The 24057-nt window shown below is 47.1% G+C and carries 23 protein-coding genes; 8 read left to right on the top strand and 15 right to left on the bottom strand.

Features of this window, described 5'->3' with window-relative positions; genetic code table 11:
- Positions 1–117: 117 nt before the first annotated feature.
- The 3 genes from AB5706_RS19015 to AB5706_RS19005 all read right to left on the bottom strand — a co-directional run bounded on the left by AB5706_RS19015 (position 118) and on the right by AB5706_RS19005 (position 1746).
- Entirely contained in the window at positions 118–303 is a 186-nt protein-coding gene (locus AB5706_RS19015) for a hypothetical protein (protein WP_009243795.1), read from the bottom strand.
- Positions 304–553: 250 nt separating this feature from the next.
- Positions 554–1543 (bottom strand): 23S rRNA (adenine(2503)-C(2))-methyltransferase RlmN, encoded by a 990-nt coding sequence (gene rlmN / locus AB5706_RS19010; protein ID WP_002569187.1) that lies wholly within the window; start codon positions 1541–1543, stop codon positions 554–556.
- Positions 1544–1566: 23 nt separating this feature from the next.
- Positions 1567–1746, bottom strand: a complete 180-nt coding sequence (locus AB5706_RS19005) for a cysteine-rich KTR domain-containing protein (protein WP_002588768.1) — start codon at positions 1744–1746, stop codon at positions 1567–1569.
- 384 nt (positions 1747–2130) lie between these two features.
- On the opposite strand from AB5706_RS19005, the gene AB5706_RS19000 reads away from it, so the two are divergent.
- The 4 genes from AB5706_RS19000 to AB5706_RS18985 all read left to right on the top strand — a co-directional run bounded on the left by AB5706_RS19000 (position 2131) and on the right by AB5706_RS18985 (position 4703).
- The gene (locus AB5706_RS19000) at positions 2131–2484 is read left to right on the top strand and encodes a helix-turn-helix transcriptional regulator (RefSeq protein ID WP_002569186.1); all 354 of its coding nucleotides are present in this window, start codon (positions 2131–2133) and stop codon (positions 2482–2484) included.
- Between the two features lie 267 nt (positions 2485–2751).
- Complete coding sequence (locus AB5706_RS18995) at positions 2752–3081, top strand: plasmid mobilization protein (RefSeq protein ID WP_002585086.1); 330 nt, start codon at positions 2752–2754, stop codon at positions 3079–3081.
- Positions 3042–4388, top strand: coding sequence for a relaxase/mobilization nuclease domain-containing protein (locus tag AB5706_RS18990; protein ID WP_002585087.1), 1347 nt, complete (start codon positions 3042–3044; stop codon positions 4386–4388). Before AB5706_RS18995 ends, AB5706_RS18990 begins: the two co-directional genes overlap by 40 nt.
- 63 nt (positions 4389–4451) lie before the next feature.
- Positions 4452–4703: a helix-turn-helix domain-containing protein gene (locus AB5706_RS18985; protein WP_002585088.1), complete on the top strand. Its 252-nt coding sequence runs from the start codon at positions 4452–4454 to the stop codon at positions 4701–4703.
- A gap of 177 nt (positions 4704–4880) precedes the next feature.
- Here AB5706_RS18985 and AB5706_RS18980 read toward each other — a convergent pair whose 3' ends face one another.
- The 7 genes from AB5706_RS18980 to AB5706_RS18950 form a co-directional block, all read right to left on the bottom strand.
- Positions 4881–5246, bottom strand: coding sequence for a cysteine-rich VLP domain-containing protein (locus tag AB5706_RS18980; RefSeq protein WP_002585089.1), 366 nt, complete (start codon positions 5244–5246; stop codon positions 4881–4883).
- Positions 5243–5455 carry a transposon-transfer assisting family protein gene (locus AB5706_RS18975; protein ID WP_004607965.1) on the bottom strand — a complete coding sequence of 71 codons (213 nt, stop codon included), beginning with the start codon at positions 5453–5455 and terminating at the stop codon, positions 5243–5245. Before AB5706_RS18975 ends, AB5706_RS18980 begins: the two co-directional genes overlap by 4 nt.
- Positions 5452–6405, bottom strand: a complete 954-nt coding sequence (locus tag AB5706_RS18970) for a hypothetical protein (protein ID WP_004607964.1) — start codon at positions 6403–6405, stop codon at positions 5452–5454. Before AB5706_RS18970 ends, AB5706_RS18975 begins: the two co-directional genes overlap by 4 nt.
- 3 nt (positions 6406–6408) lie before the next feature.
- Positions 6409–9735 (bottom strand): antirestriction protein ArdA, encoded by a 3327-nt coding sequence (locus AB5706_RS18965; protein ID WP_002585091.1) that lies wholly within the window; start codon positions 9733–9735, stop codon positions 6409–6411.
- 239 nt (positions 9736–9974) lie between these two features.
- Positions 9975–12065, bottom strand: a complete 2091-nt coding sequence (locus AB5706_RS18960) for a DNA topoisomerase 3 (RefSeq protein WP_074033657.1) — start codon at positions 12063–12065, stop codon at positions 9975–9977.
- A gap of 15 nt (positions 12066–12080) precedes the next feature.
- On the bottom strand, positions 12081–12269 hold the full coding sequence (locus tag AB5706_RS18955) for a hypothetical protein (protein WP_002585093.1): 189 nt from the start codon (positions 12267–12269) through the stop codon (positions 12081–12083).
- Positions 12266–12532 (bottom strand): CD1107 family mobile element protein, encoded by a 267-nt coding sequence (locus tag AB5706_RS18950; protein WP_472515492.1) that lies wholly within the window; start codon positions 12530–12532, stop codon positions 12266–12268. Before AB5706_RS18950 ends, AB5706_RS18955 begins: the two co-directional genes overlap by 4 nt.
- A 3-nt stretch (positions 12533–12535) precedes the next feature.
- Between AB5706_RS18950 and AB5706_RS18945 the strand changes: the two genes are divergently transcribed.
- From AB5706_RS18945 to AB5706_RS18930, 4 genes are all read left to right on the top strand, one after another.
- Positions 12536–13141 carry an ABC transporter substrate-binding protein gene (locus AB5706_RS18945; RefSeq protein WP_173772137.1) on the top strand — a complete coding sequence of 202 codons (606 nt, stop codon included), beginning with the start codon at positions 12536–12538 and terminating at the stop codon, positions 13139–13141.
- A gap of 94 nt (positions 13142–13235) precedes the next feature.
- Positions 13236–13658, top strand: a complete 423-nt coding sequence (locus tag AB5706_RS18940; protein WP_173772135.1) for an ABC transporter permease — start codon at positions 13236–13238, stop codon at positions 13656–13658.
- A 414-nt stretch (positions 13659–14072) separates the two neighbouring features.
- Positions 14073–15284: an ROK family transcriptional regulator gene (locus tag AB5706_RS18935; RefSeq protein WP_173717216.1), complete on the top strand. Its 1212-nt coding sequence runs from the start codon at positions 14073–14075 to the stop codon at positions 15282–15284.
- 247 nt (positions 15285–15531) lie between these two features.
- Positions 15532–17334, top strand: coding sequence for an alpha-amylase family glycosyl hydrolase (locus AB5706_RS18930; protein WP_118583744.1), 1803 nt, complete (start codon positions 15532–15534; stop codon positions 17332–17334).
- Between the two features lie 132 nt (positions 17335–17466).
- Here AB5706_RS18930 and AB5706_RS18925 read toward each other — a convergent pair whose 3' ends face one another.
- The 5 genes from AB5706_RS18925 to AB5706_RS18905 all read right to left on the bottom strand — a co-directional run bounded on the left by AB5706_RS18925 (position 17467) and on the right by AB5706_RS18905 (position 24056).
- Positions 17467–18150 carry a DNA alkylation repair protein gene (locus tag AB5706_RS18925; protein ID WP_173717215.1) on the bottom strand — a complete coding sequence of 228 codons (684 nt, stop codon included), beginning with the start codon at positions 18148–18150 and terminating at the stop codon, positions 17467–17469.
- A gap of 156 nt (positions 18151–18306) precedes the next feature.
- Positions 18307–18606 (bottom strand): hypothetical protein, encoded by a 300-nt coding sequence (locus AB5706_RS18920; RefSeq protein WP_368366267.1) that lies wholly within the window; start codon positions 18604–18606, stop codon positions 18307–18309.
- Between the two features lie 150 nt (positions 18607–18756).
- A complete protein-coding gene (locus tag AB5706_RS18915) occupies positions 18757–22092 on the bottom strand; it encodes an ATP-binding protein (protein ID WP_173717213.1) in 3336 nt (1111 codons plus the stop codon).
- Positions 22061–22678 carry a DUF4194 domain-containing protein gene (locus AB5706_RS18910; RefSeq protein ID WP_118583732.1) on the bottom strand — a complete coding sequence of 206 codons (618 nt, stop codon included), beginning with the start codon at positions 22676–22678 and terminating at the stop codon, positions 22061–22063. Before AB5706_RS18910 ends, AB5706_RS18915 begins: the two co-directional genes overlap by 32 nt.
- Positions 22638–24056 carry a Wadjet anti-phage system protein JetA family protein gene (locus tag AB5706_RS18905; protein WP_173717212.1) on the bottom strand — a complete coding sequence of 473 codons (1419 nt, stop codon included), beginning with the start codon at positions 24054–24056 and terminating at the stop codon, positions 22638–22640. The genes AB5706_RS18910 and AB5706_RS18905 overlap by 41 nt, the downstream gene beginning before the upstream one ends.
- Position 24057 lies beyond the last annotated feature (1 nt).

The raw sequence follows: 24057 nt of genomic DNA, 5'->3' as shown, positions 1-24057 counted from the left end.
AAAATAAAAAGAAAAGAAGTTTTAAAAGAAAAATGGTGCTGGGCATAACACCCAACACCAAGTTTGTCTACAGTCTGCGGCGTTTTTCAAAAACGCCGAAGATTTTTTGAAATTTCTTCAAAAATTTTTTGAACGTACAAAATGCGCCCGTCCGAAAAGCCCGGACGGGCGCATAGGCATTGTAAGCAGTATCCAGATGATTAGACAGTTCATATATATAAGCGTAGTTTCCCCCGGTGGTGGGCGGGCTTTTTTTGATAAGTCAATAACTGTCGGATTTTGTCGATATGCTTTTTGCTTCATGGCGGCTACCTCCTTTAGCCGCCGATTTCAACAGTGATACCGCGTCATTTCATTAGAAGATAAAAAGAAACGGCGGCTTTGATTTTTCAAAGCTGCTGCGGAAATCAAAGAACGACAAGCAACAGTTCTGATTTTGCTCCAATATGGTTATTAGGGGCACAAATTAAAATCAAAAAAGAGCCGATAACAGCAGTATTTCAAACTGCATATTATCGGCTCTGCGTCTGTGCGTCTGGCTCTTTTAATTAAATTATTTCTGTTGTTTTTTGGCTTTATTATATGTATTAGCTAACTGTCCACAAGCTGCTTTAATCTCTCTACCATGAGAAACTCTCATGGTAACTTCAAGTCCTGTTTGCTCTAATTGATGTTTGAACGCAACCATTTCTTGTTTTTGTGGTGCTCTAATTTTTGAATTACTCGTCGGGTTGTATTGCAGCACGTTAATCATAACATTTTTGCCCTTAAACCATTTTGCAAGTTGCCTTATATCTGAGGAACGGTCATTTATACCTGGTAAAAGCAAATACGCAAATACCACTTTTCGATTATGCCTTTGAGAATAGGACAATGCTTGCTTAACAACATCTTCAATAGCGTACATGTGCATATGAGGAATGATACAGTTTCTCGCAGCCTGTGTTGCTGCATGTAAAGATATTGTCAACTGAATTTTTAGATGTTCTTCGCGCAATTTTTTTAATTGATTAACTGGACCAACTGTTGATACGGTAATGCCGTCGGTTGGAAAGTTAAGTCCATTTCTATCTCGAAGAATATGGATTGCTGCAATCAAGTTGTCGTAATTGAATAAAGGTTCTCCCATTCCCATAAAAACGATACGATTTACTTTTTGACGTATCAATACAACCTGCTGCACAATTTCAGACGGTGTTAGATTACGAACAAAACCATTGCGTCCGGACTCACAAAAAATACAGCCAACAGAACAACCAACTTGCGTACTTACGCAAACAGTCCCACCATCTCGCCGTTTAATAAAAACCGTTTCAATATACCTGTTATCTTTCAATTCATAAACATACTTTTCAGTATCGCTACTTTTATAGACTTTTTTTGTTGATATTGATAGATTTTCTTTGTGAAATGGCTGTTTATACAATTCCGTATATAAGGCTCTTGCTTTATCCTCTCCAATTACTTCCGACATTTCTTTGTAAGTAAATCCGTATGGGTCATTCAATATTTCCGTAGGTGTACTTTTAGGTAAGTGTTTCATTTAAATATCCTTCCTTTTCAAAATTAAAAAGTTTGTTTTTCAGAGTTTTTGATTATGATTTCTAGTTTTTCAACATCAACGATATGCGTTAATTTACATTTAGGGCAGAAAAGAGGAAAATTTCTTAATACCGTATTATAAAATACTTGAACCCTCGTCTTTCCGTTACAAATTGGACATTTTATCCAATATTTTTCAAGCATAATATTTCTCCTTTTGCGCAAAAAAATGCAGGTCAATTCTCAACATGAGCATTGACCTGCATTTATACATATAATACTACAACAAAATTAAGGCATAGTTTTTATACTATGTCTATACGTCGTTAGTTTTGTTGTATAGCATACGCAAAATAAGCATGACAAAAAAGCCCATATTGAAAATGGGAAAAATCTTTTTTGATTTCAATGCTTATCGAATACGCATGCTATGTAACATAAACATTCCCCCCCTTTTATATAATATTATATACAAAAGCAGCTTGTTGTCAACATATATATATATGAATTATTTTGGCTAACTGATAGAACTACGTAGACATATCCAAGAAGAAAGGGGAACAGTAAAATGTAATAGGGTGAATAACTATGGCAAAAAGACCAGTACCACGATACGACTTTAAGGCTTTTGGGGCAGCGATAAAGGCAGCGCGTGAGGGATGCAAGGAGAGCCGCAAGAAAGTAGGCGACGAAATGTTTATCTCGCCGCGCTACCTTGCGAACATTGAGAACAAGGGGCAGCACCCAAGTTTACAGATATTCTTTGAGCTGATACAGCGTTACCATATATCCGTAGACCAATTCCTTTTAGAAACGCCGCCGGAGAAGAACACGCAGCGGCGGCAGCTTGACGCGCTTCTTGACGGTATGAGCGATACAGGCATACGGATTGTAACCGCAACGGCAAAGGAGATTTCCGAAGTCGAAAAAGAGGGCGAATAGGAATGTCCGACTTAAAACTGAACAGGATTTAGAAAGCGTTGTAATCTTTTTTGAGGTTGCAGCGTTTTTCTTTTGCGTAAGTTTGGCAAAATCGCTTTTTCTCCGTAGTAGGTGATAAGAGCCTAAAGGATAAAAACATTCGTAGCAAGCATAGGAAGCGGGTACCCACTTCCGTATTTTCCCCTCCCGCGCTGCGGCGCGTCGGTTGAAAATTGCTTGTTGGGAAGTGTCCCAAACCCTCGGAACGGAAAGGAAAGGAGCGAATACATGAACGGACGCAAAAGAACGGTGCAAATCAAATTCAGAGTGACGGAAGCGGAACGGGATTTAATACTGGAAAAAATGAAGCTCGTACCCACCCGGAACATGGCGGCATATCTGCGGAAGATTGCCATTGACGGGTATATCATTCAGATAGACCATGCCGATATAAAGGCAATGACCGCAGAGATACAGAAAATCGGTGTCAACGTCAACCAGATAGCACGCCGCGTAAACGCGACGGGGAACGCATACCAAGAGGACATAGAGGAAATAAAGGGGGTGCTTGCGGAGATATGGCGGTTACAAAGATTAAGCCTATTAAAAGCACTCTAAGCAAAGCCCTTGACTATATCGAAAACCCGGACAAGACGGACGGAAAAATGCTTGTGTCCTCTTTCGGCTGCTCCTATGAAACGGCAGATATTGAATTTGAATATACCTTGTCCCAAGCACTCCAAAAGGGGAACAATTTAGCCTTTCATCTGATACAGTCCTTTGAGCCGGGGGAAGTCGATTATCAGAAAGCCCATGAAATCGGAAAGCAGCTTGCCGACGCGGTAACAAAGGGGCAGCATGAATATGTACTCACGACGCACATTGACAAAGGACACGTCCACAATCACATTATTTTCTGCGCCGTAAATTTCGTAGACCACCGCAAATATAATTCCAACAAAAGGAGCTATTACGGCATACGGAACATGAGCGACAAGCTGTGTCGGGAAAATGGCTTGTCCGTCGTCGTTCCCGGCAAGGGCAGCAAGGGAAAGAGCTATGCGGAGTACCAGGCAGAAAAGACGGGTACAAGTTGGAAAGGCAAGCTAAAGATTGCCGTTGACGCGCTTATCCCCCAAGTTTCCAGTTTTGAGGAATTGTTGCAGCGGTTACAGGCGGCGGGCTATGAGATAAAGCCGGGGAAATATGTGTCATGCCGCGCCCCCGGACAGGAACGCTTCACCCGTCTTAAAACCCTCGGCGCGGATTATACAGAGGAAGCCATAAGGGAACGGATAGCGGGCAGACGGGCAAAGGCGGCGAAAGCCCCCAGAGAGCAGCGCGGCGTTTCGCTGCTTATCGACATTGAGAACAGTATCAAGGCGGCGCAGAGTAAGGGCTATGAACAGTGGGCGAAAATCCACAATCTGAAACAGGCAGCAAAGACCATGAATTTCTTGACGGAACATAAGATTGAACAGTACGCGGATTTAGTCAGCCGGATTGAAGAAATGGCAGCGGAAAGCGGACAGGCGGCAGACGCATTGAAGGACGCGGAAAAGCGGCTTGCGGACATGGCGGTGCTTATCAAGAATGTTTCCACCTACCAAAAGACAAAGCCCGTCTATGACGCATACCGCAAGGCAAGGAACAGGGAGAAGTACCGCGCCGGACAGGAACAGGCGATTATCCTACATGAAGCCGCCGCAAGGTCGCTGAAAGCGGCGGGCATTGCAAAGCTCCCGAACCTTGCCGCGCTGCAATCGGAATATGAAGCCCTCCAAGCGCAGAAAGAAGCCCTTTATGCCGACTATGGGAAGCTGAAAAAGAAAGTCCGGGAATACGATATTATCAAGCAGAACATTGACAGCATTTTACAGGCAGACAGGCAGCCGGAACGGGAAAAGGGAACAGAGCGCGGATAAGGATAGCAAAATCCCCGCCGCTGTGCTATGATAGGGCTATCAAAAAGCAGAGGAGCGTTGAGCATGGAAAACCAGAAAATGCCGGAATATGAAACCATACGCGCCGCCGTTGCCGGGGAAAAATGGGCGGTGGAGAAAGTCGTGGAGTGCTACAAGGACGAAATCGACAGGCTATCGACGGTAGCGGTCAGACAGCCGGACGGAAGCACGAAACAGGAAATCAACGAAGATATGCGCCAGTCCATCACAAAGAAGCTGATAGAAGCCCTCCCGCAGTTCCCGCTTGAAGAAATGGAAAAGGGAAATGTCAGATAGGCAAAAAAAGAACAGGGCGCGGAAGCCAGTATATGACTTCCGCGCCCTGTCTTTTTATGGGTGCTGTTTTCGTGAATGTTACGCAGTAGAACGCCATTTTTGGGGGTAAAGGTATAAAGTATCGCCTATCCGATTTTCACGCCCGGAAAGCCCTGTAAATCAAGGGATTTTCCGCGCCTACTGCGTAACAGGGGCGCGTCTTTTCCTCATGCGCTCGGCGGCTTGTCTGCGGGTGATACGTTTCCGGCAGACGGGGCAGTATTTGACACTGTTAGAGGTTGACGCAAAGAACGCGCCGCACTCGGTACATTTCTTCTTATCCCCTGTCTGGTAAAGCTCCGCATAAAGCAGCCTGTCGGCGGGAAGCACCGCAACCCGGAACCACTTGCAGAGAAGCGAATAGGAAATGAGCTGCGGACATACGCACTCGTCCCCGTCGTCCAGTAAGATACAGTTCCCGTTATCATAATTGCAGCACGTCCGGCGCACAAGGGCGTTGACTTTCCGGCTCTGGGGCGGCGTCAGCCGCTTAACCCCGTTCATACTTCATCAGCGGCGTAAATGGGAAGCTCTGCAAATTCCGCTTCGGTCAAAGCGTCCACTTTGGAAAGGGTGCGCTTTGCAAGCTCCCGCATATCCGCGTCCATGTAGGGCAGCGCGGCGTTGACATTCTCAATCAAAGCCCGCTTGCCGCCCTCGTTGTAAATGCTCAAAAGGTTTGTTTCTTCAACAGTCAGTCTAATCATGCTCATACCTCCATATCGTGATTTTTTGTTTTTGCCGCCGCCTTTTTCGGGGCGGTCTTTGCCTTGTCTGCTTTAAGCTGCGCCCGGATAGAGGGGCGGGGCTTCCTTATCTCCCTGTCCCGGTTCTCCCCCTTGTCAATCAGCGCATACGTCCCATGTCTGCCCTCGATTTTGGAAAAGGAAAGGGTCTTGTAGGGCAGCATGGAGAAAAGGCGGTCAGTGTCCTTTGTGGCTGCAAGCCGCATGAACGCCGGGGAAAGCTCTGCCATGAAATGGGTCTTGTTCGGGCTGTTCGGCTCGTAATGCCGCTTCATTTCCCGCACAATGCGCCGCGCTTCCGTTTCAATCAGCCCGTCCCGCAAAGCTGCGATATGCATTTTGAAATCCCCCGGCGAAAGCTGCTCCCGGCTGCGCCGTTCTTCCTGTAAGAGCGATTGCAGCGCGTCCGGGTCGTTGGGTACGGCTTCAAAGCGTTCAAATTTCCCAAGCTGCGGGTCTGGGGTTCCGTCAAAATATCTCCCGGCTTCCTGTACCCTTTCCCCATGCTCATAAATCAGCTTCACCGTATCGGCGGGCAGCTCCTTTTCCTTGACGCGCTCATAATGTTTAGAGTAGTCCAGTTCGTACAGATTGCCCTTGATTTTCCCGCGCTCCTTTCCCGTCAGCTCGATTGCATAGGCAAGAACGCGGTCGCTTGTCTGCTCCATGTAGAAACGCCATGTGTTGTGGGGCGCGGTGTCTTTGAGGAAAACGTCGCGCTCCCGGAAACAGTGCGTCCCGGACGGGCGGCAGAACCACAAAAGTGTTTTGTCCTCCCTGTGGGGGCTTGCCGCCGCCTTTGCGATAATCTCTTTGTCAATGTCTAAGTCGCTCTGGTAAAAGCCTGTGTTCTGCTTCATAATCGCTTCAAGGGAAGCAAACAAATCCATGTTTTCAAATTTGCTCTGTTCCGGCATGGGTCAGCTCCTTTCCAAGTCCTGTGACTTCTGCTTTGCGTTTTTCTTCTGTGCCTTTTCCTTGTCGGCTCTAAGCTGCGCCCGGATAGAGGGTTTCTTTTCCGGCTTCGCTCCCTTGCCGCGCTCCTTGTCGGCTTTGACAGCGTTAGCCAGGTCAACAAGGGAAATCTGCTCGCCCGCCTTTACCTTTGCTTCCAGTTCGTCAACGGTGGGGGTGTTGTTGATGATACCGTCAATCATGTTCCCGTTCTGCTCTGTGGTCTGCTCGGCGGTTTTCAAGGGATTGTCCCGCTGCGCCTGTTCTGCGGCAACGGCAAACGCCCGCGTCCCATTCCCCATAATCAGATACTTTCCGTCGTCCGACTGGTGGTGAAAGCCATATCCGGCGGCTTCTATCTGCTCCCGGCTCATGGCGGTCACATGGAAAGTCCCCCTCGGTGTCTTGACAGTTTCGCCCGTTTCCAAGTCGTCCGGGGTAAGCTGCTTTTGCTCCTGTAAAAACTCCGGCACTTCCCGAAAACCTACACTGTCAACGAAATGCGCCGCGTCCTGTCCGTCCTGATGAAGCACTACCACGTCGGAAACGGAAAGGCTGTGTCCCTTAAAATCTTTGGGGTGGTCGATATTGAAACAGGTGTAAATATCTTCAAGGGAAGTTTCCGGCGCAAGGGGCGCGGAATAGACAAGCTCATAGTTCGCCCTGTCAACCACATTTCCCGCCGCCTGCAGGCGGTCGTAAGGCTCAAAGCGGAAATCCCTTGTTTCGTCCCCGCCCTTTATCTGGTAAATGGAAAAGGTGTCTTTGTCCTGTCCGGCGGTCTGCGCCGTTTCCTGTGCCTTTGCGTAAAGCTGCTTCACGTCGCCCTCGGTCAGCTCGCCGCTTTTGAGCTGCCCCATAAGCTCGCGGCATTTCTCCGGCGTTCCCGTATAAAGCACGTCGCCCATTTTCGCCCGCCCGTTCTCCTGTGTCACATAGGCTTGCAAGAGGTAGCTGTTTTCCCGGCTGTCGCTGTAAAGGTTCCGGCGCACTCTGTAAATCGTTTCCGGGGTAAAGGCTTCTTTCGGGGCTGCGCCCGCTTTTTCCTGTGCGCCGGATTTTCCCGGTGCGGCTGCTTCCGGCTCCGGCTTCTCCGGCGCGGCTTCCTGTCCCTCTCTGGTGGGCTGCTCCTGTCCGGCGGTCTGCTCCTTGTCCTGTGCCTTTTGCAGCTCCGCTAAGTTCTCGTCTATGGAATTGATAATCTCGGCGGCTGCGCTGCGTATCGTTTCAAGGGAGCTTTTCAGCTCGGACAGCTCCCGCCCGCTGCTCCACCCGGCGACATAGCCGAAAGAGTAGTCCGACGTGTCAAGCCCGTAATGTTGGCAGACAGTATAGGCGACGCTTTCCGCTTCGACTTCGCGGGTGCGGCGGTCAACGTGGGGCTGCTGCTCGTCCTTTGGCGCGTTGAGGTCAATGTCGTGCAGCTTCGCATGGGCGATTTCGTGAATAGCGGTCTTTAAGGTCTGTAATTCGCTCATGCCCTCGTTGATAGCAATGCGCTTGTCCTCCAAGTGGTAGTAGCCATGAGAGCCGCCCTCGATATTCTCAAAGGCGATAGGAACGGGGGAAGTCTTTTCAAGGGCTGCGAAAAAATCCTTGTAGCGGTCAACGTCGCCTGTCAGCTCGTCAACCGCAATGTCCGGCAGCTCCTTTCCCTCGGTCTGGGAAACGTCAAAGACGGATACCACCTTGTAGGCGGGTATGGTGACTTCCTTTTCCTCGGTGACGGGCTTCCCGTCCTTGCCGATAACGGGCTTCTGCGTGTGCGGGTCGATTTTCTGCATTTCCTGTTTGATTTTATAGGGTGACGGAGCAATGATTTTAATTCCCTTTTGCCCTTTCATCACGTTTCGTTCAAAGTTGTTCTTCCAAGCGGAAAAGCCCGCCACAAGGGAAGCGTCCGGCTTCTGCATGGCGATAAGGACGGTGTTTCGGAAGCTGTAATTATGGAATTTTGACATGACTTTCAGATATTCCCGGTAACGCTCGCTGTCAAAGAGTTCCGCAATACCCTGTTCCAGACGGTCGGTAATCTCTTTGAGCTTTTCGGCGGGCTTCTCGCTCGTCAGCACGATAGGGATAACCGGGCGCGGCTCCTGTGGCTGCTCTGCGGTCTGCGCCGTTCTCTGCCCCGGCGCGGCTGCGTCCATTTCTACCTTTGACGGGTCGGGTCTTTCCGGCTGCGGGGGCTGCGGCGTTACCCGGTATTCCTCCGGCACGTCGCGCCCGTCGTACCATTCTGTAAAGGTGTTGCGGTTGTTGTAGATATAGCCCTTTTCGGTAAACATACCGTCGTCGTTAATGGAAGCGTCCCGCCCGTATTCCTCATACATGAAATACTTTTTCGCTTCTTCGGGAAGTTCCGGTTCTTCCAGTTCATCAACCAGATAACGCCCGTATTCTTCTTCATTGTGGACGGACGGATAAATCCAGTAGCAGTCAAGGTTCTGTGCAAGGTTGATAATGTCCTGTAAGCTGTCGGCATGGTCGCCGTATTCAATGGCTGCAATGAATTTCTCCCGGTCGTCGTCAAACTGCATTTCCAAGAGCTTCCCTAAATAGTTCAGCTCGTCGGGGTGGGAATACTCGCTTAAATGCTCCGTCAAGCCGGGGATAGTGGATTGAAATTCTGTGAAATGCCATTCCTCATAGTGCTTGAAGTCAATCCCGATACGGTCAAAGACTTCTTTCAGATGTTCGGCAGTCGTGGGGAATGTCACCCATTCGCCCGCGGGTCTGCCCTCGGTGTACTTCCCAAGATTGGAAAGATAGCCGCTTAAAATCGGTTCTGCCATTTGTTCGCTCCTTTCTTTTTCAATCATGCGGTGCATAAGCTCAAAATCCTCAATGCTCATGCTCCCGTCAAATACATAGGGGTTAAAATCCTCCCCGTCCCGGTAGGGCTTTTCGGAAAAGGGAAGCCCCGCTTCATGGGCGGCTGCCCTCGCTTCCTCGATAACCTCCGGGGGAAGCCTGTCGTCATGCGCTCCGATAAAACCGTCAATGTCGTTCATGCTGTTTTCGTAGTGGTAACGCACTCCGGCGGTCAGCTCGTCAAGGCTCATGTCCTCGCCTAAATGCCCGCAATAGTAGCCGTTTAAGATAACGGCGGCGGGGTCAATGCTTTTTATTTCCTCTAACCGGCTCCTGTCCTCCGGGTAGAGCGTATCGTCCATATCAAGATGAAAATATTCCGCGTTCCATGAACGCCCCTGTTTCCAGAACGCCACCCATGCGATACCGTCCCTAAGCTCGTCTTGATAGTCCTTTACGGTGTCCCGTAAACTTGCCATAGTGAAAAACCTCCTTTCTCTGCGGCAGCGTCATAAGCTGCATTTTTTGGCTGCATGGTCTACTACGGGTACGCCCGCATTTCTGCCAAATATTTTTGAAAATTTTTAGAGGGTGAAGCCCTCCGCAAAAGAGGGTTTGGGAAACTTCCCAACAAGCAAAATCCCCGTCCGGCGCGTCAGCGTCGCAACGGGGATTTACGGAAGTGGGTACCCGCTTCCTATGCTTGCTATTCAAGTTTTTAGTTCTTCTGTACTTCGATACGGTAGTTGACGTATTTTCCGCCAGTGTCAGCCAGAACGATAGTTCCGTCGTAGGTCTTGCCTGTTTTCGGGGAGTAGAGCTTCTTTACATTTGCCTTGCCGGATTTAAGGAGCGCGGCGGCAATCTTCGCGGAAAAAGCGGTCTTGCGTTCCTCGAAAAAGCGGTCGTTCTTCCACATGACAAAGGCACATTCTTTGTTGCTGCAATAATAGTTTTTCTTCCCCTCATGGACGGGGGAACCGCAACGGGGGCATTTGCCGACAGAGGGCTTTTCCTCCCGGAACAAATCCTTTTTCCCGTCAAGTGCTGCGGCGTGTGTCCGCACAAGCTCCCGCGCCATAGCTTCAATGCCGGACAGAAATTCGCCGGGGTCTGCGGCTCCCTTTGCTATCTGCGTCAGATTGTTTTCCCATTCTGCGGTAAGCTGCGGGGAAGTGAGCATATCCGGCAAGATTGATACAAGGGCGGCTCCATTCTGCGTGGGGATAAGCTGCTTGCCTTTGCGCTCTGCAAAGCCGCCCTTTACCAGTTTTTCAATGACGGCGGCGCGGGTGGCGGGAGTGCCAAGCCCCCGGCGTTCCGCGTCCGGGTCGGTGTCCCCGTTCCCGGCGCGTTCCATAGCCGACAAAAGGCTTGCTTCGCTGTGGGGCTTCGGCGGCGTTGTGATATGCTCCGTTACTTTTGCGGCGGGGTTAGGAAAGCCCTGTCCCTCGGAAAGCTCCGGCAGCGTCACGTCTGCATTTTCCCCGTCCTCCGCTTCGGGCTTATCTTTCAGCGTCGCCCGGTATCTGCGTTCCATCTCTTTCCAACCGTCAGAAATAACAGTCTTTCCCCGCACCGTAAACTCCGTATCGGCGCATGAGAAAACCGCCGTAACCGCTTCAAAGATATGCGGCTCGGCGGTGGCAAGGAGCAGACGCGCCCCCGCAAGGGTGAGGATATTTCTCTCGCTTTCCGGCAGCGCGTCCGGGTCAGCCTTTGCAAGCTCCATAGTGGGAATGATTGCGTGGTGGTCTGATACTTTTTTACTGTCTGTTACCTTTGCAACCTCCGGCGTGAAGTCCGCGCCCGCCATAAAGGGGAGCTTTTCGCAAAGCAGCGCGATAATGCCCGCTGCGGTGCCGCCCATGTCGTCAGTAAGAAAGCTGCTGTCCGTCCTCGGATAGGTAAGCAGTCTTTTTTCATAAAGGGCTTGTGCAAGGTCAAGGGTCTGTTTCGCGGTGTAGCCGAAAATGCGGTTCGCTTCCCGCTGCAAAGAGGTAAGGTCAAAGAGCTTCGGCGGGGCTGCGGTTTTCTTCTCTCTGGTAAGGGAAACGCATACCGCCGTTTCTGTTTCGCAAGCCCCTTTCAGCGCGTCGGCTTCTGCCTTGTCTGAAATCCTTTCGCTTGCCGCTTCCGCGCCGGATAAATCAAGGCGAACATGATAATATTTTTCTTTCTGGAAATGGGAGATAGCCGCGTCCCGGTCGGTGAGCATTTTTAAGGTCGGGGTCTGGACGCGCCCCACGTTCAAGGTCTTTCCATACAGGCAGGAGAAAAGCCGGGTGGCGTTAATGCCGATAAGCCAGTCAGCCTTTGCGCGGCAGAGGGCAGACGCAAAGAGCGCGTCGTAGTCCCGCCCGTCTTTGAGGGAAGCAAAGCCCGCCTTAATCGCCCCGTCCTCCATTGAGGAAATCCACAAGCGGCGCATGGGCTTCTTGCAGCCCGCCGCTTCGTAGACAAAGCGGAAAATCAATTCTCCCTCGCGCCCCGCGTCGCAGGCGTTCACCACTTCGGAAACGTCGGCGCGGTGCATAAGCTCTTTTAAGGTCTTGAATTGCTTCCCCTTGTCCGGGTCAACGGCGTACTGCCATTCCTCCGGCAGAATGGGTAAGCTGTCAAAACTCCATTTTTTATATTGCTCCCCGTAGGCGGCAGCTTCCGCAAGCTGTACCAAATGCCCGACGCACCATGAAATGAGGTAGCCGACGCCCTCGATATATCCGTCTTTCTTTTCCTTAACGCCAAGCGCGGCGGCGATAGTCTGCGCCACGCTCGGCTTTTCTGCAATCACAAGTCTAAGTGCCATGAAAAAATCCTCCTTTCAGCGTTCCGGCGCGGTGTGCTTCTTCTCCTGTGCCTGTTTCAGACAATAGCCGATACAGGGGGATTGCGCCTTATAAGGGCAGCGCACACACGCCGGGGATTTTGGAACGGGCGGCGCACTGTCACGCCGCCCGGTGGGTCTTTGTACCATCATTTTTTCCAAAGGATTTTCGGTGAAAAGCCTCATGCTTCCTCGTCCTCCTGTTCTTCATCAGAAAGCCCGTCCCCCTCGTCCTCGTCGTAATCGTCAAAATCGAAATCTTCAAGGTCGGTGTCGCCCTTGACGTTCTGCTTTGGCTTCATAAACTTAAAATAATAGAACGCGCCCCCGCCGCCAAGAAGTGCCACGACAAGGAAAAGCACAAGCCCGCCTGTATTGCCTTTCTCTTTGGGCTGCTCTGTTGGTTTCTCGGTTTCCGGCTCCGCTTCCTTGCCACTGCAAGTGCTCACTATATGCTGATCGCAACCTTAAGTGCTATGGGACTTACCCAGAACGATGTAAGTATCGTACACATGGATGTTCCATCCGCATACACCGCATTCAAAGCTGGCCAGGGCGACATCGTAGCTCTTTGGGATCCACAGTCCTATCAGGCTGAGGAAGAAGGCTGGGTAAAAGCTTCCAGCGGTGAGGCTTCCGGCGAGACAATGCCAACCGTTCTCGTTGCTTCCGAGCAGGCAATCGAAGAGAACTGGGATGCAGTTTATGCATGGGTTAAGAATTATTACGAAATTTCCGAAAAATACAAAGACGATATCGATACCCAGAGTGAATATCTGCTTCAGATGCAGCTGGATAACGGAATTGACACAGATGAGGAACTAGCAAGACGTTTCGTAGAGGACAGACCACTTCCTACTCTGGAAGAGAATGTTGAATACTTCAAAGGCGAAGCTGGAAATACAAAAGCTGATGAAGTTGTTAATAAGATCGTTCAGTTCTTTATCGATCAGGGAACCTACACAGACGATGACATGACTACATTAAAAGAAAACGGTTTTGTTGATGGCGAATTCATTCGTGCAATAGCAGTGGAAAAAGGTATTTCTATGGAGTAATTTCTGTAAACGTGTATTGCCGGTATGAGAACAGAAACTGTTTTTATGCCGGCATTACTTATAAACATCGGAAAGGTGATTGGGATATAAACATATGAATAAACGTTCTAATGGAAAGATGAAATACAGAATGCTCAGTATTCTGGGACTTGTTATATTTTTTGGAGTCTGGGAAGCCGCTGTGCGGCTTGGCTGGGTTTCACACAGATCATTGAATGCTCCGTCAGAAGTTGTGGAGACGTTTATATATAAACTGACAAATGCAAATCCAGATGGTTCCACACTTCCACAGCATTTCTTCCAGAGCTTAAAGCTTGCTCTTACAAGTTTTATTATCGCAACTATAATCGGTGTTCCACTGGGATGGATCATGGGATATTACAAAGTGGCAGATTTCCTGCTGAACCCATTATTTGAAATTATCCGACCAATCCCTCCGATCGCATGGATCCCGATTGTAATCCTTCCCCAATGTAAGATGGTAGTGCGTGGCTGTAGGGCTGATGGCTTAATGTAATGGAAAGATCATCAGCGGATACAACGGTGGCAGCCCCCACTGTCATGACCGTTGTTAAAATTGTTGCTACAACCTTCTTTGCTGTTTTGTTCATAAAATACCTCCTTCATTTTGTTTACTGAATATGTGTACGTTTTATTAATCAACTTTGTTAATTAATATGGTTGTATCATACTATATCGTTATTCATTTGTCAACCTGTACAATTATACATATATTTTGATTTGTTTTTGTGCATTTTGTCATTCAATAATATGACCAATTTGGATTTTCCCATTTTTTCCCTTGCATTATATAGATATATCTCGTATAATTACAGTAAGCATTTTTATTTAATTAAGAATCTTAACTATTCAAATAATTAAGATTCTTTATAAATGCATTCCATAAGACAGGAAGGAGCATTCGTACCGTATGAATAATATCAATTCTGCGTTCCTTGAGACAAAAGCAAATAACCGCCTGAATGCGCTGCGGCTGCTTTTCGCCAACGAATCCCTTTCCCGCACGGAAATAGCCAGTTTTCTCGGAATATCAACAGCGGCAGTGACATCTATAGTAAACGAGTTTTTAGAAAGTGGTCTTATCATACAGTGTGAAGAAAGTGTAGATTCTCCTAATAAGAAGGCGGGACGCAAACAAAGCCCATTAAAGATTAATTATAACTGGAAGTACATCGTCTGCTTTGACATACATCCGGCATCTGTTAATATCGCCATTACCAACCTTCACGGAAAGCTCATTGTGGAAGAGCCTTTTACATTTTCTTCTAATTGGAATAAGAAGGAGTTCTGCTCAGAGCTTGCCAAGGAGTGTATCAAGATTTTGTGGAATCATTCTATCCATTTGAATCAGATCCTGGGTGCCGGTGTTTCTGTGATCGGACCGGTAAACCACCTGGAGGGAATTGCCCTTCACCCTTATCGTGTTTTTGAGGGGCCGGTTCCTTTTAAGGAACTGCTGGAGAATGAACTTCCATTTCCTATTACTGTGGAGAGCAATGTTTGTGCCTTTCTCCAGAGTGAGCTTCTTTATAGAACGAATATTGAGAACGCACAGAATATCCTGATGCTGAAGTGGGGACCTGGAGTGGGTTCTGCTACTGCGATCAACGGACATATTTACAAGGGATATAATTATCAGTCTTCTGAGATTGGGCATAATCACTTTGCCAAGGGAAAAGGAGCGAAATGTATCTGTGGACGGAATGGATGTCTGGAGACTTTGATTTCTGAGGCGGCGATTATTGATCACATTAAAGAGCTGATGCACTCTGAGAATGGGAAGGATATTCTGGAATTTTCCAAAACTGTGGGAGAGCCTTGCTCTGCCAATCTGGAGAGTTATCTGAATCATCCCAATCAGGAGCTTCGGGAGTATGTTTCCAAGTGCTCTTTTGATCTTGCAGAAGTGACCAACAATGCCATTCTTATCCTGGCACCGGATAAGCTGGTGCTTTTTGGGGATATTTTCGAGCACGATTCTATTGTGTCTCTTTTTACCGAACAGTTAGTTGAAATAAACTCCACCCTGCCGGAACAGTTCTGCGTGAAGAGCACCTTCCGGAAAAAGAAAAAATATATCGGGTCTACGGCCATTGCTGTAGAGAACTTTTTGCTTTCCTAAAAGTGTGGAAATGGGAATCCACCGAACCGGCAGTGTTTCCGGGACGGTGGATTTTTTGCGTGGTGCCCCATGTGCCGAGGGCTCCGCCCGCTCTTACTCCTTGGGGCGGTGGGGCTTCGCCCCACGGGATTAGCGCAGCGTCGGGTTTTGGGTGGATTTCAATTTTATATGGAATAAGCTCCTAAAATCTGCTATTATAGAAAACGTTGAATGTACAAATTTATTTTAAACGACAGAGGTGTTAGACATGAGTTGGTATAACGAGGCAGTTTTTTATCACATTTATCCATTGGGTTTGGCTGGGGCGCCGAAGCAGAATGAGTATGGGGAGCCTGTGCATAGGTTGAATACGCTTCTTCCGTGGATCGATCATATTAAAGAAATCGGGTGCACCGCTTTATATATAGGTCCTTTATTTGAAAGTGTGGGACATGGTTATGAGACTACTGATTACAGGAAGCTTGACTCCCGTCTGGGTGACAACGAGGATCTGAAGAATTTCGTTGCAACCTGCCATGAAAAAGGGATCAAGGTTATCTTCGATGGCGTATTCAACCACACCGGACGTGACTTTTTCGCATTTAAAGATATTCAGGAGAAGCGACAGAATTCACCTTATGTAAACTGGTACTGTAATGTGAACTTCTCTGGAAATACCGAATACAACGATGGTTTTTCCTATGAAAACTGGGGCGGATATAATCTTCTGGTAAAATTAAACCAGCGCAATCCTGATGTGCAGAACTACATCTGCGATGTGATCCGTTTCTGGGTTTCTGAATTTGATGTGGATGGTATCCGTCTTGACGCTGCGGACGTTCTGGACTTTGATTTTATGAAACAGTTGCGCCGCACCGCTGAGGAAGTGAAACCGGATTTTTGGCTGATGGGCGAAGTCATCCACGGCGATTACAGCCGCTGGGTAAATGGCAGCACCCTTCACAGTGTTACAAATTATGCACTTCACAAGGCTCTTTACAGCGGACACAATGACCATAACTATTTTGAGATCGCGCACACTGTAAAATATCTGCAGAACATGGGCGACCTTGATCTTTATAATTTCGTGGACAACCATGATGTAGAACGAATTTACACCAAACTTTCCAATAAGGCGCATTTTGCTCCAGTTCATGTGCTTCTCTACACCCTTCCGGGAGTTCCAAGTATTTATTATGGTTCTGAATTTGGAATTGAGGGACGTAAGGAAAGAACCTCAGATGACAGCTTAAGACCAGCCTTAAATCTTGCTGATTATGCTGACGCAGTGGAGAAAAATCCTTGCACAGCTCTTATTGCTGCCCTTGGAAAAGTCCGCCAGAATACACCGGCTCTTAATTATGGAAGCTATGCAGAGCTTATGCTCACCAACCGCCAGTATGCTTTTGCCCGTGACCTGGATGGGGTGCGTGTGATCGTCACTGTAAATAATGATGACAATGCCGCTTCTATGGATCTGGCTGCTGGAAATGCAGCTGAGTATGTAGGTACTCTGACCGGTGAAAAAGTTTCTGTAGAAAATGGACGCATTCATGTAACCGTTGCCGGAAACAGCGGCAATATCTGGGTTCCGGCTGGGGATATGCCAGAGTATAAGCCGGTAGAGATGAATGCAAAGACACCGGAAACTACTAATACAACAGTTAAGGCTGACAACGCAGACCAGACAAAAGAGGAAGCTGCTGCCACTGTCGCAGAGCAAAATACAACTCCGATCTCTCAGGCACTGAAAAATGCTGCGAATACGGACAGCATAAAGGAAACGGTTGCGACTACTGTAGGTAACTCTGATTGCACCGCAAATGCTTCTGAAAAAGCAGCTGATGGTACAACATCTAATACTACTACCGCATCCGAACCAGCCTCCGAAAAATCTCAGATAACCGTAGACTGGTCCAAGTCCCCAGAGGACATGACCGTAGAAGAGCTTCAAGCCGGAATCCTTGCGAAAATGGCAAACAATGGTCCGGTAACCGACCAGATGAAGAAAACCGTTTATGACAATATCTGGCATGATTCCCTGGTGAACTGGCTGAAGAGCTTCCGCTGATTTGCGGCAGCCACCAGGATCTTATGCCTGCATAAATACAAAACGCCAGAATGAAATTCGCTTTACCGCTTGATAAAGCTTTTCATTCTGGCGTTTTTCATTTCTCAGGCTCTAAACCATAAAATCCTATTTTTAACGGTAGCCTTTCAAATATTCCTTCTGTTCAGACGTAATCCGATAGCTTTCTACCGCCTTCTGGATAGTCTTTTTATGTACCCATTCCGACAGTCTGTGCTGCTCAATATAAGGGACTGCAGCATCCCATTGTTTGGCCAGCGCGGTGGCAAAATACCAGGCGATCATCATGTTTACATAATATTCCTGTGATTGTACGCCAGCTGCCATTTCAAGATACTCCGGGGAAAAATCCTCGTCCAGAAAAAGGCGCATAAGCATACCGATCCCGTAGCGAATAGTGTAGGTTTCAGTGGAGGCGATCCACTTCCGGACCTCTTCTAATACTGCTTTTTTGTTCTTGCGGAAACACTTTGGCTCTGGGAAATCACAGGTGGCCCAGTTGTCGATATAGGGCAGGAATCGCTGTACTTCTTCCATACATTTCGGATAGTCCTTTATCCCAGTGATCAGCATCATATGAAGGTTATTTTCCTCATAAAACTGGTGAGGAAGCTGCTGCAAAAAGTCCTCTGATTCCGGAGTACCGGCGAATACTTTTGCAAAATTCCGAAGCACAGGAGTACGGATTCCAATAATCTTTTCCTTGGCTGTTTCGGGCATTAATTTGCTGTGGAAATCCCGATATTTTATATCCTGTAATTCGAATAACTGCTTCTGCAATTCCGTTAATTCTGCCATACACACTCCCTGTTTTTCAATCTATAACAGACATTTCACTCTAATTTTCAACGAAATTTAGGTTTTCAACTGTCGTCCTTTTAGTTTACATAACGTTTTGCACAATGCTTTTGGCTTACCTAAAGCACTCATAGTTGATGTCAATTTGAGCCAATTCTATTCTGCTTTCTCTGCTGCCTCCAGGCTTGCCATCAAAAGCTCATAGAAGTCATCTTCCCCCTCCAGCTTCGGGGAGTTTTCTCCGCCGCCATTGGTACTGCGGCGCATGGTAGCATAGAAGTCTTCTCCGGCAGATACCAGGTCCATTTCATACAATTCATAGCCAAGTTCCCTGCATAATCTGCAAAAAACAGTGAGAGGATCCTTTTCCAAACGGGTTTCCAAAAGCTTTTTTCGAAGTTCACCATCTTTCAGTGCATCCCCTTGCAGACGGTCCAGAATTTCCAATGTTGTCATATGCGATACCTCCTCTGCGTTATTTTCGTTTATTTTACCGCTTAATCTGCCACTGTGCAACTGTGAATTGTGGAATCATCTCAAAAAAACACAACAACTGTCAACCATACTGGTGCGTGCAGATTATGGGAATGATTTTTCAAACAGGGCCTACACCGCGTTATGATATTCCTCCACATAACTCTGCTTCTGATCTGTCATTACCAGCATCACTTCATCCATAGCCGGGCCGATATACTGGATCTTATCTGGAGGAGCGGCGATAATAAGCTGTAATGGAAGGCGTCTCAGGAATTCCAAAACGCCGCCGATTCTTTCATCATCCATGTTATTAAAGGCCTCATCAAAAAGTACCAGCCCAGCTGCCTCGCCACCAATATTATTGCTGTAAAGCTGCACAAAAGAAGCCGCAACTGTCACGTAGAATGGGGTCTGTGTCTCACCGCCGCTCTTCTCTTCACATACCTTGGAATAGTAAGAATAGGTGCCGTCATTATGAATGATCTTAATGTCATAATCCATGTAAGTACGGTAATCCGTAAACTCGTCAAGAGCCTGTGCACTGTTATCTCCACTTACCGAAAGCTGTTCAAACAGCTCCTCGATTACATCCTTATGAGCCTCATGGAAAATTCCCGAAAACAGGGATTCGCCTTGTGTCACATTGAAATCATCCATGATCATTTCATAATAATTGCGGTATTTCTTACTTGGCATAAACTGGAATTCATAGCGTTCACTGCTAAAATCAATGCCCTTTAACGCCTTGTTCAGTTCCTTAAATTCCCCCTGTGCAAGCTTCATATTCTCCTGTAATTTCGCCAGAAACTGCTCATGAAATTCTGTTTCTGCCGCTTTATGGGCAGACTGTACTTTCTCCTCATAATCAAGAAGTTCAGAGTTTTTCAAACGTTCATACACCGCCTCAAATTCAGGAAAACCTTCCAGACTGGCAGCTGCACCAAAATCATGCTCGGTCTTATATTCCACCATGGCATTTATCATATTGTCTTTGGCAATCTGACATCTCTCACTGTTATATTTTCTCTTATTAGAAGGCAGTTTATAAAAATATTCACTTTGAAACTGCTCAATTGATCTTACTCCCAGAGCCTCCTTATATTCCCGATTCCAGCTATTTAAACGTTCTCCCGCATCTGCTGCAAGAGCGGTTACCTCACTCTTTCCGGTAACCTGTTTTTCCAGAAGTGTCTGTTTTCTGGCAACCAAATCCTGGATTCGGGCACGCATTCCACCGATTTTTTCCGTGTCGGAGCTGATGGTGTAATCCAATCCCCTAAGCACTTTTTCCAGCTCATCCAGCTGCAGCTGCTTCTGGATCAGGGTGGAATTTTCTTTCAGTTTTCGTATATTTTCCTCACATTTATCAATGGATTTATTTAACATACGAAGGGTAGCGATCACATCCAGACGGTACTTAATATCCACGTCACTTTCTGTAGAAAGAAGTCCCAGAATCTCTTTTGTGTCAGACAGCTTTTTCTCCTGATTTTCCATTGTTTCACTAAGCTTCTGAAATTCTTCTTCAGCCTGTGCCAGCTGTACGGTAAAAGCATTTTTGCCGATAAACGGCACACGAAATACCTCTGGTTTGATGGCACTTGCCACACGGTTCTGATATCTCATACAGCCCTTTGTGATAGAAACAGAATACTTTTTCAGGTCTTCGTAACGCTCGCACATCTGTACTTTTCCAAGGATCATGTTGCTGTACTGACGGGCATATTTGTTCTGGGAGGTGACTACTTCTGCCAGAGTTCCAGCAGGCGCAGTGTCGTATTTTTCCAGATCTTTCGTGTTGATCAGACCTACTCCGTAAACCTTTTTCTCTCTTCGAAGACGGTCATAAATACCAAGTGCAATATCGAAGTTCTCCGGTTCTACAAGCACGTAAAAACGCTGCGTATTCAGATACCCCTCCACTGCGTTTCGCCATTCCTCATCCTTAATTTCCAGCATTTCGCAGAGCACTCCAGGCTGGATTTCTCTTCCAATGCCCGCAAATTCTTCCTGTACAGACTCCACAAGAAGTTCTACACCAGATGGATAAGTCAGCTTTTTGCGTTTCAGTTTATTGATCTTTTTGCTTAATTTCTCCCATTCTGTCTGGTTCTGATTCAGCCGGATCTTCAGCTGCGCCTGCTCTTCCTGCTGTTCTCCATAGCGCATCTGTTTGAAATGGATCACATCATCTGTAAGGCTCTTTATTTCTGTTACATTGATATCACCATCCAGAGTTTGAAGTTTTTTCCGGTATTCACGGATACAGGAAGCGAAATCTGCGCCAGTTCCATTTTCTGCATTTGCAGACTGACTCATTTCGGCAGAAACTGCTGCAGAATATCCGGAAGTGTCCCCTGCCCCCATAGTCCGCAATAAACTCTCGCAGTCCCTGGCCGCCTGAGCCACGCTCTTCTTCAATTCCGTCCCCTCATTCATAGCTTCCTGTCTCTTATCCTGAAGCCTTTTTAGCTCTTTTTTCTCCTCTTCCAAAGCTACAAATTCCTGGTTATGACGCAGTTCTACACGAATATTTGTGGCAATTTCCTGCTTTTCAGAGCGCTCTTTCTGAAGCATTTCCAACTGGGCTTTCGCCTGGGAAAGACGGATTTCTTCGTTCTTTCTGGCAGTTTCCAGACTGGAAAGCTGTCCTTCCACAAGCTCCAGATCACTACGTTTCAGGAAATACTCGTACATCCTGTCCTTTTCAATACGCTCCTGTACACGCTGGTACAATTCCTGTATTTTTTTCAGTTTTTTCATGCGTTTTTTCACGTTATCAAGGGTACGTTCCATATCCTGATAAGTACGCACATTCTCCCGAAGTACATCAATATTGACTTCTTTTTCATCCAGCACGTAAGAGTAAACAAAGTCCTTAATATCGTCGATTGGCTTAAATGCAAGCGCTTTTGGAATCAGACGAAAGAACTTATCTTCAATCCTTCCAAGTCTTGCTGTGACCATTCTACGGGCTTCCACATTGGTCTTGCACCACTGGCGGATATCAATGTTGGAACCACGGAATTCTGCAATGGATTTCACCTGGTTTCCGTACAGGAAAAGATCATCTGAGATCCTGGTATTCTCCATCAGATACCGCACTGTAGTCTCCTGGCCCTCAGAAGCAGAATCCACAACAGCACCGATAATGAAATATTTATCCTTGCTTTCCTCATAAAATTCCAGGGCAACATGAGCGCTGATCTCGCCGGTACGCTCATAAGGCTGGTTTTCTTTTCCTGTTTTACAGCGGATATATCCGGTAAGCCTTCGCTTACCATTCTCGTGGGCCGCCTTGTTAAAATAACCGGTGGAACAGATGATCACAAACTGGATTGCGTCCAGAAGAGTGGATTTTCCAGCACCGTTTTCACCAGATAAAAGAGTAGAATCTCCAAACTCTATGGTACAGTTATTAAACCTGTGCCAGTTAATCAGCTTCATCCTCGTCAGTTTCTTCATCGCTTTCGTTTCTTCCCTTTCTGTATGTCTCCAGTTTCTCATATGCTGCCTTAATGTCTTCTGCACGTACCACCATCAGAATGGAGTCGTAAATCAGAACACGAGATTCTTCATCTCCCATATCCTTATCCAGAAGCTCCACGATCTGATATCTTCGGAACAGGCTCAGGGCATTTCGCATGGTGGTTTTGTCGATTAATCTGTCACGGATATTAAGACTCACAAACTTATCCTGAATGTCTCCAAGGTTCACGATTACCTCCTCTATTGCGGAAAGCTCACGCTTCTTTTCATCGTAAAGGATTCGCAGGATCAGAAGTACAATGGAATCATAAAGCTTCAGATTCATCCGGTTATACCCTCTCGGACTGGTCAGCTGAATCACTCCATATTCCTCGTTTATCTCAAGGCGATAGCCAAGAACGCCCAGATATTCTTTAAATTCTTTCCTGTATTTCAGCACAAAATAATAATCTGCTTTGGTATTCTGGTTTCCTTTGCACAAAAAGCAGGTTCCCAGAAGACGGTTGCAAACCCTGCTGAAATTATCCTTTTCTTTTTGCAGCATTCCTTCCAGATATTCCATTTTCTCTCCTCCGTATCCGAAAATCTTTGAAACGGTAGCCGTTTACTTCCCGTTCTTCCAGAGTTTCTATTACATATCCCATATTTTTGCGCTGACCGTAAAGGCGCACATAGATCAGTTTGATAAAATCCTCTTCATTATTGAGAGGAAGCTGGCTTGCTTCCAGCTCATCTTTTTCCGCCAGATAACGGTTTACGTAGTTCTGAATTTTCTCTACACTGATCACTTTCCGGATCTTTTCTGCCATCTTTCTCATTTTCTCACGGCGAAGCTCTTCGTCTGGTTCCTCATTCTCCAGACTGGAGGGAATGAATTCCTTTTTCCCTTCTACTGCCAGATACAGAGAACTTTGTTCCAGAATAGAACACTGGCAAATACGCACCAGATCATCCAGAAAATCAATGCGGTAGATTCCCCCAAGATCCATATTTTCCCGGTTGATTTCTTCATTAATTCCCATGAGTATTTCTTTCAACTGCCCCCGCACATCTTCATTTCCTGCCAGGAGAAATTTAGCACGGTTGATGGCAGCTCGCTGGTACTGGGTATTTTTCTGGTTGATTTCCTGAAGAATCTCGTCCATATTGCGGAAAGCCTCAATAATTTCGTGAAGATAACGGTAGGTCAGTTCCCGCCCCTCTTCCTCGGAAACCTCCCGGATAGCTGCAATCTCTGCAGATGCCTTTTCCAGAAATTCCTCATTGTGGCTTTTTTTCTCCAGGCACTGCATAATTTCCGGACGAAACTTGGAAACATTGTCAGAAGTCAACAGGCGGTGGTAGGCTTTGTCTACAATATTGGTAATGTAGTCGTTAAACAGTGCATCCATAATCTGGGCAACCGTGCTGTGTCTGGTAAGGTCATCAATGTAGTGTTTGATGTTGGAATTGAGGTTTTTCAGACCAGTGATCAGGTAGTCAGTGTTTTCCCAGATCTGCATGAGCACGATACCCGGCTTATCCATGGTGCCTTTTACCAGACTGTAGATGGTATAAATGTACCCCTGGTATTCAATTTGTTTCCCATCTGCGATATCCAGGAGTGTTTTGATTATTTTCACAGCGTATTCCTTGAAGTTTACACGCTGTACGTAGCTTTTGTCTGTTTCCACTTCGATCCAGCCGTAGTATTCCAGGCGGCGCAAAATGCCGTTAGCCCGGCTTCGGCTGTCATCAGCCTGGAATTCTTCTTCCACCAGCTGGGCCGCATTTTCCTGTCCAAAATAAAATTCCAGCTCGTCTACCAGCACTTCTCTTTCCACGCCAAAGGAGAACTGGTGTTCCATAATGGCAAAAAGGCGGCTGATACATTCCCAGTACACAATTCGGTTTGGCGAGGATAGCGGAACAAAAAAATTGTTGGGGATTATGTGAAACATA

It is taken from the genome of Ruminococcus sp. RTP21484sp1_RTP21277st1_D2_RTP21277_210401 (genome assembly GCF_040924225.1).
GTDB lineage: Bacteria > Bacillota > Clostridia > Lachnospirales > Lachnospiraceae > Blautia_A > Blautia_A faecis.
The sequence above is the reverse complement of the archived record's forward strand: the minus strand, read 5'-3'. Positions and strand labels throughout refer to the sequence as shown.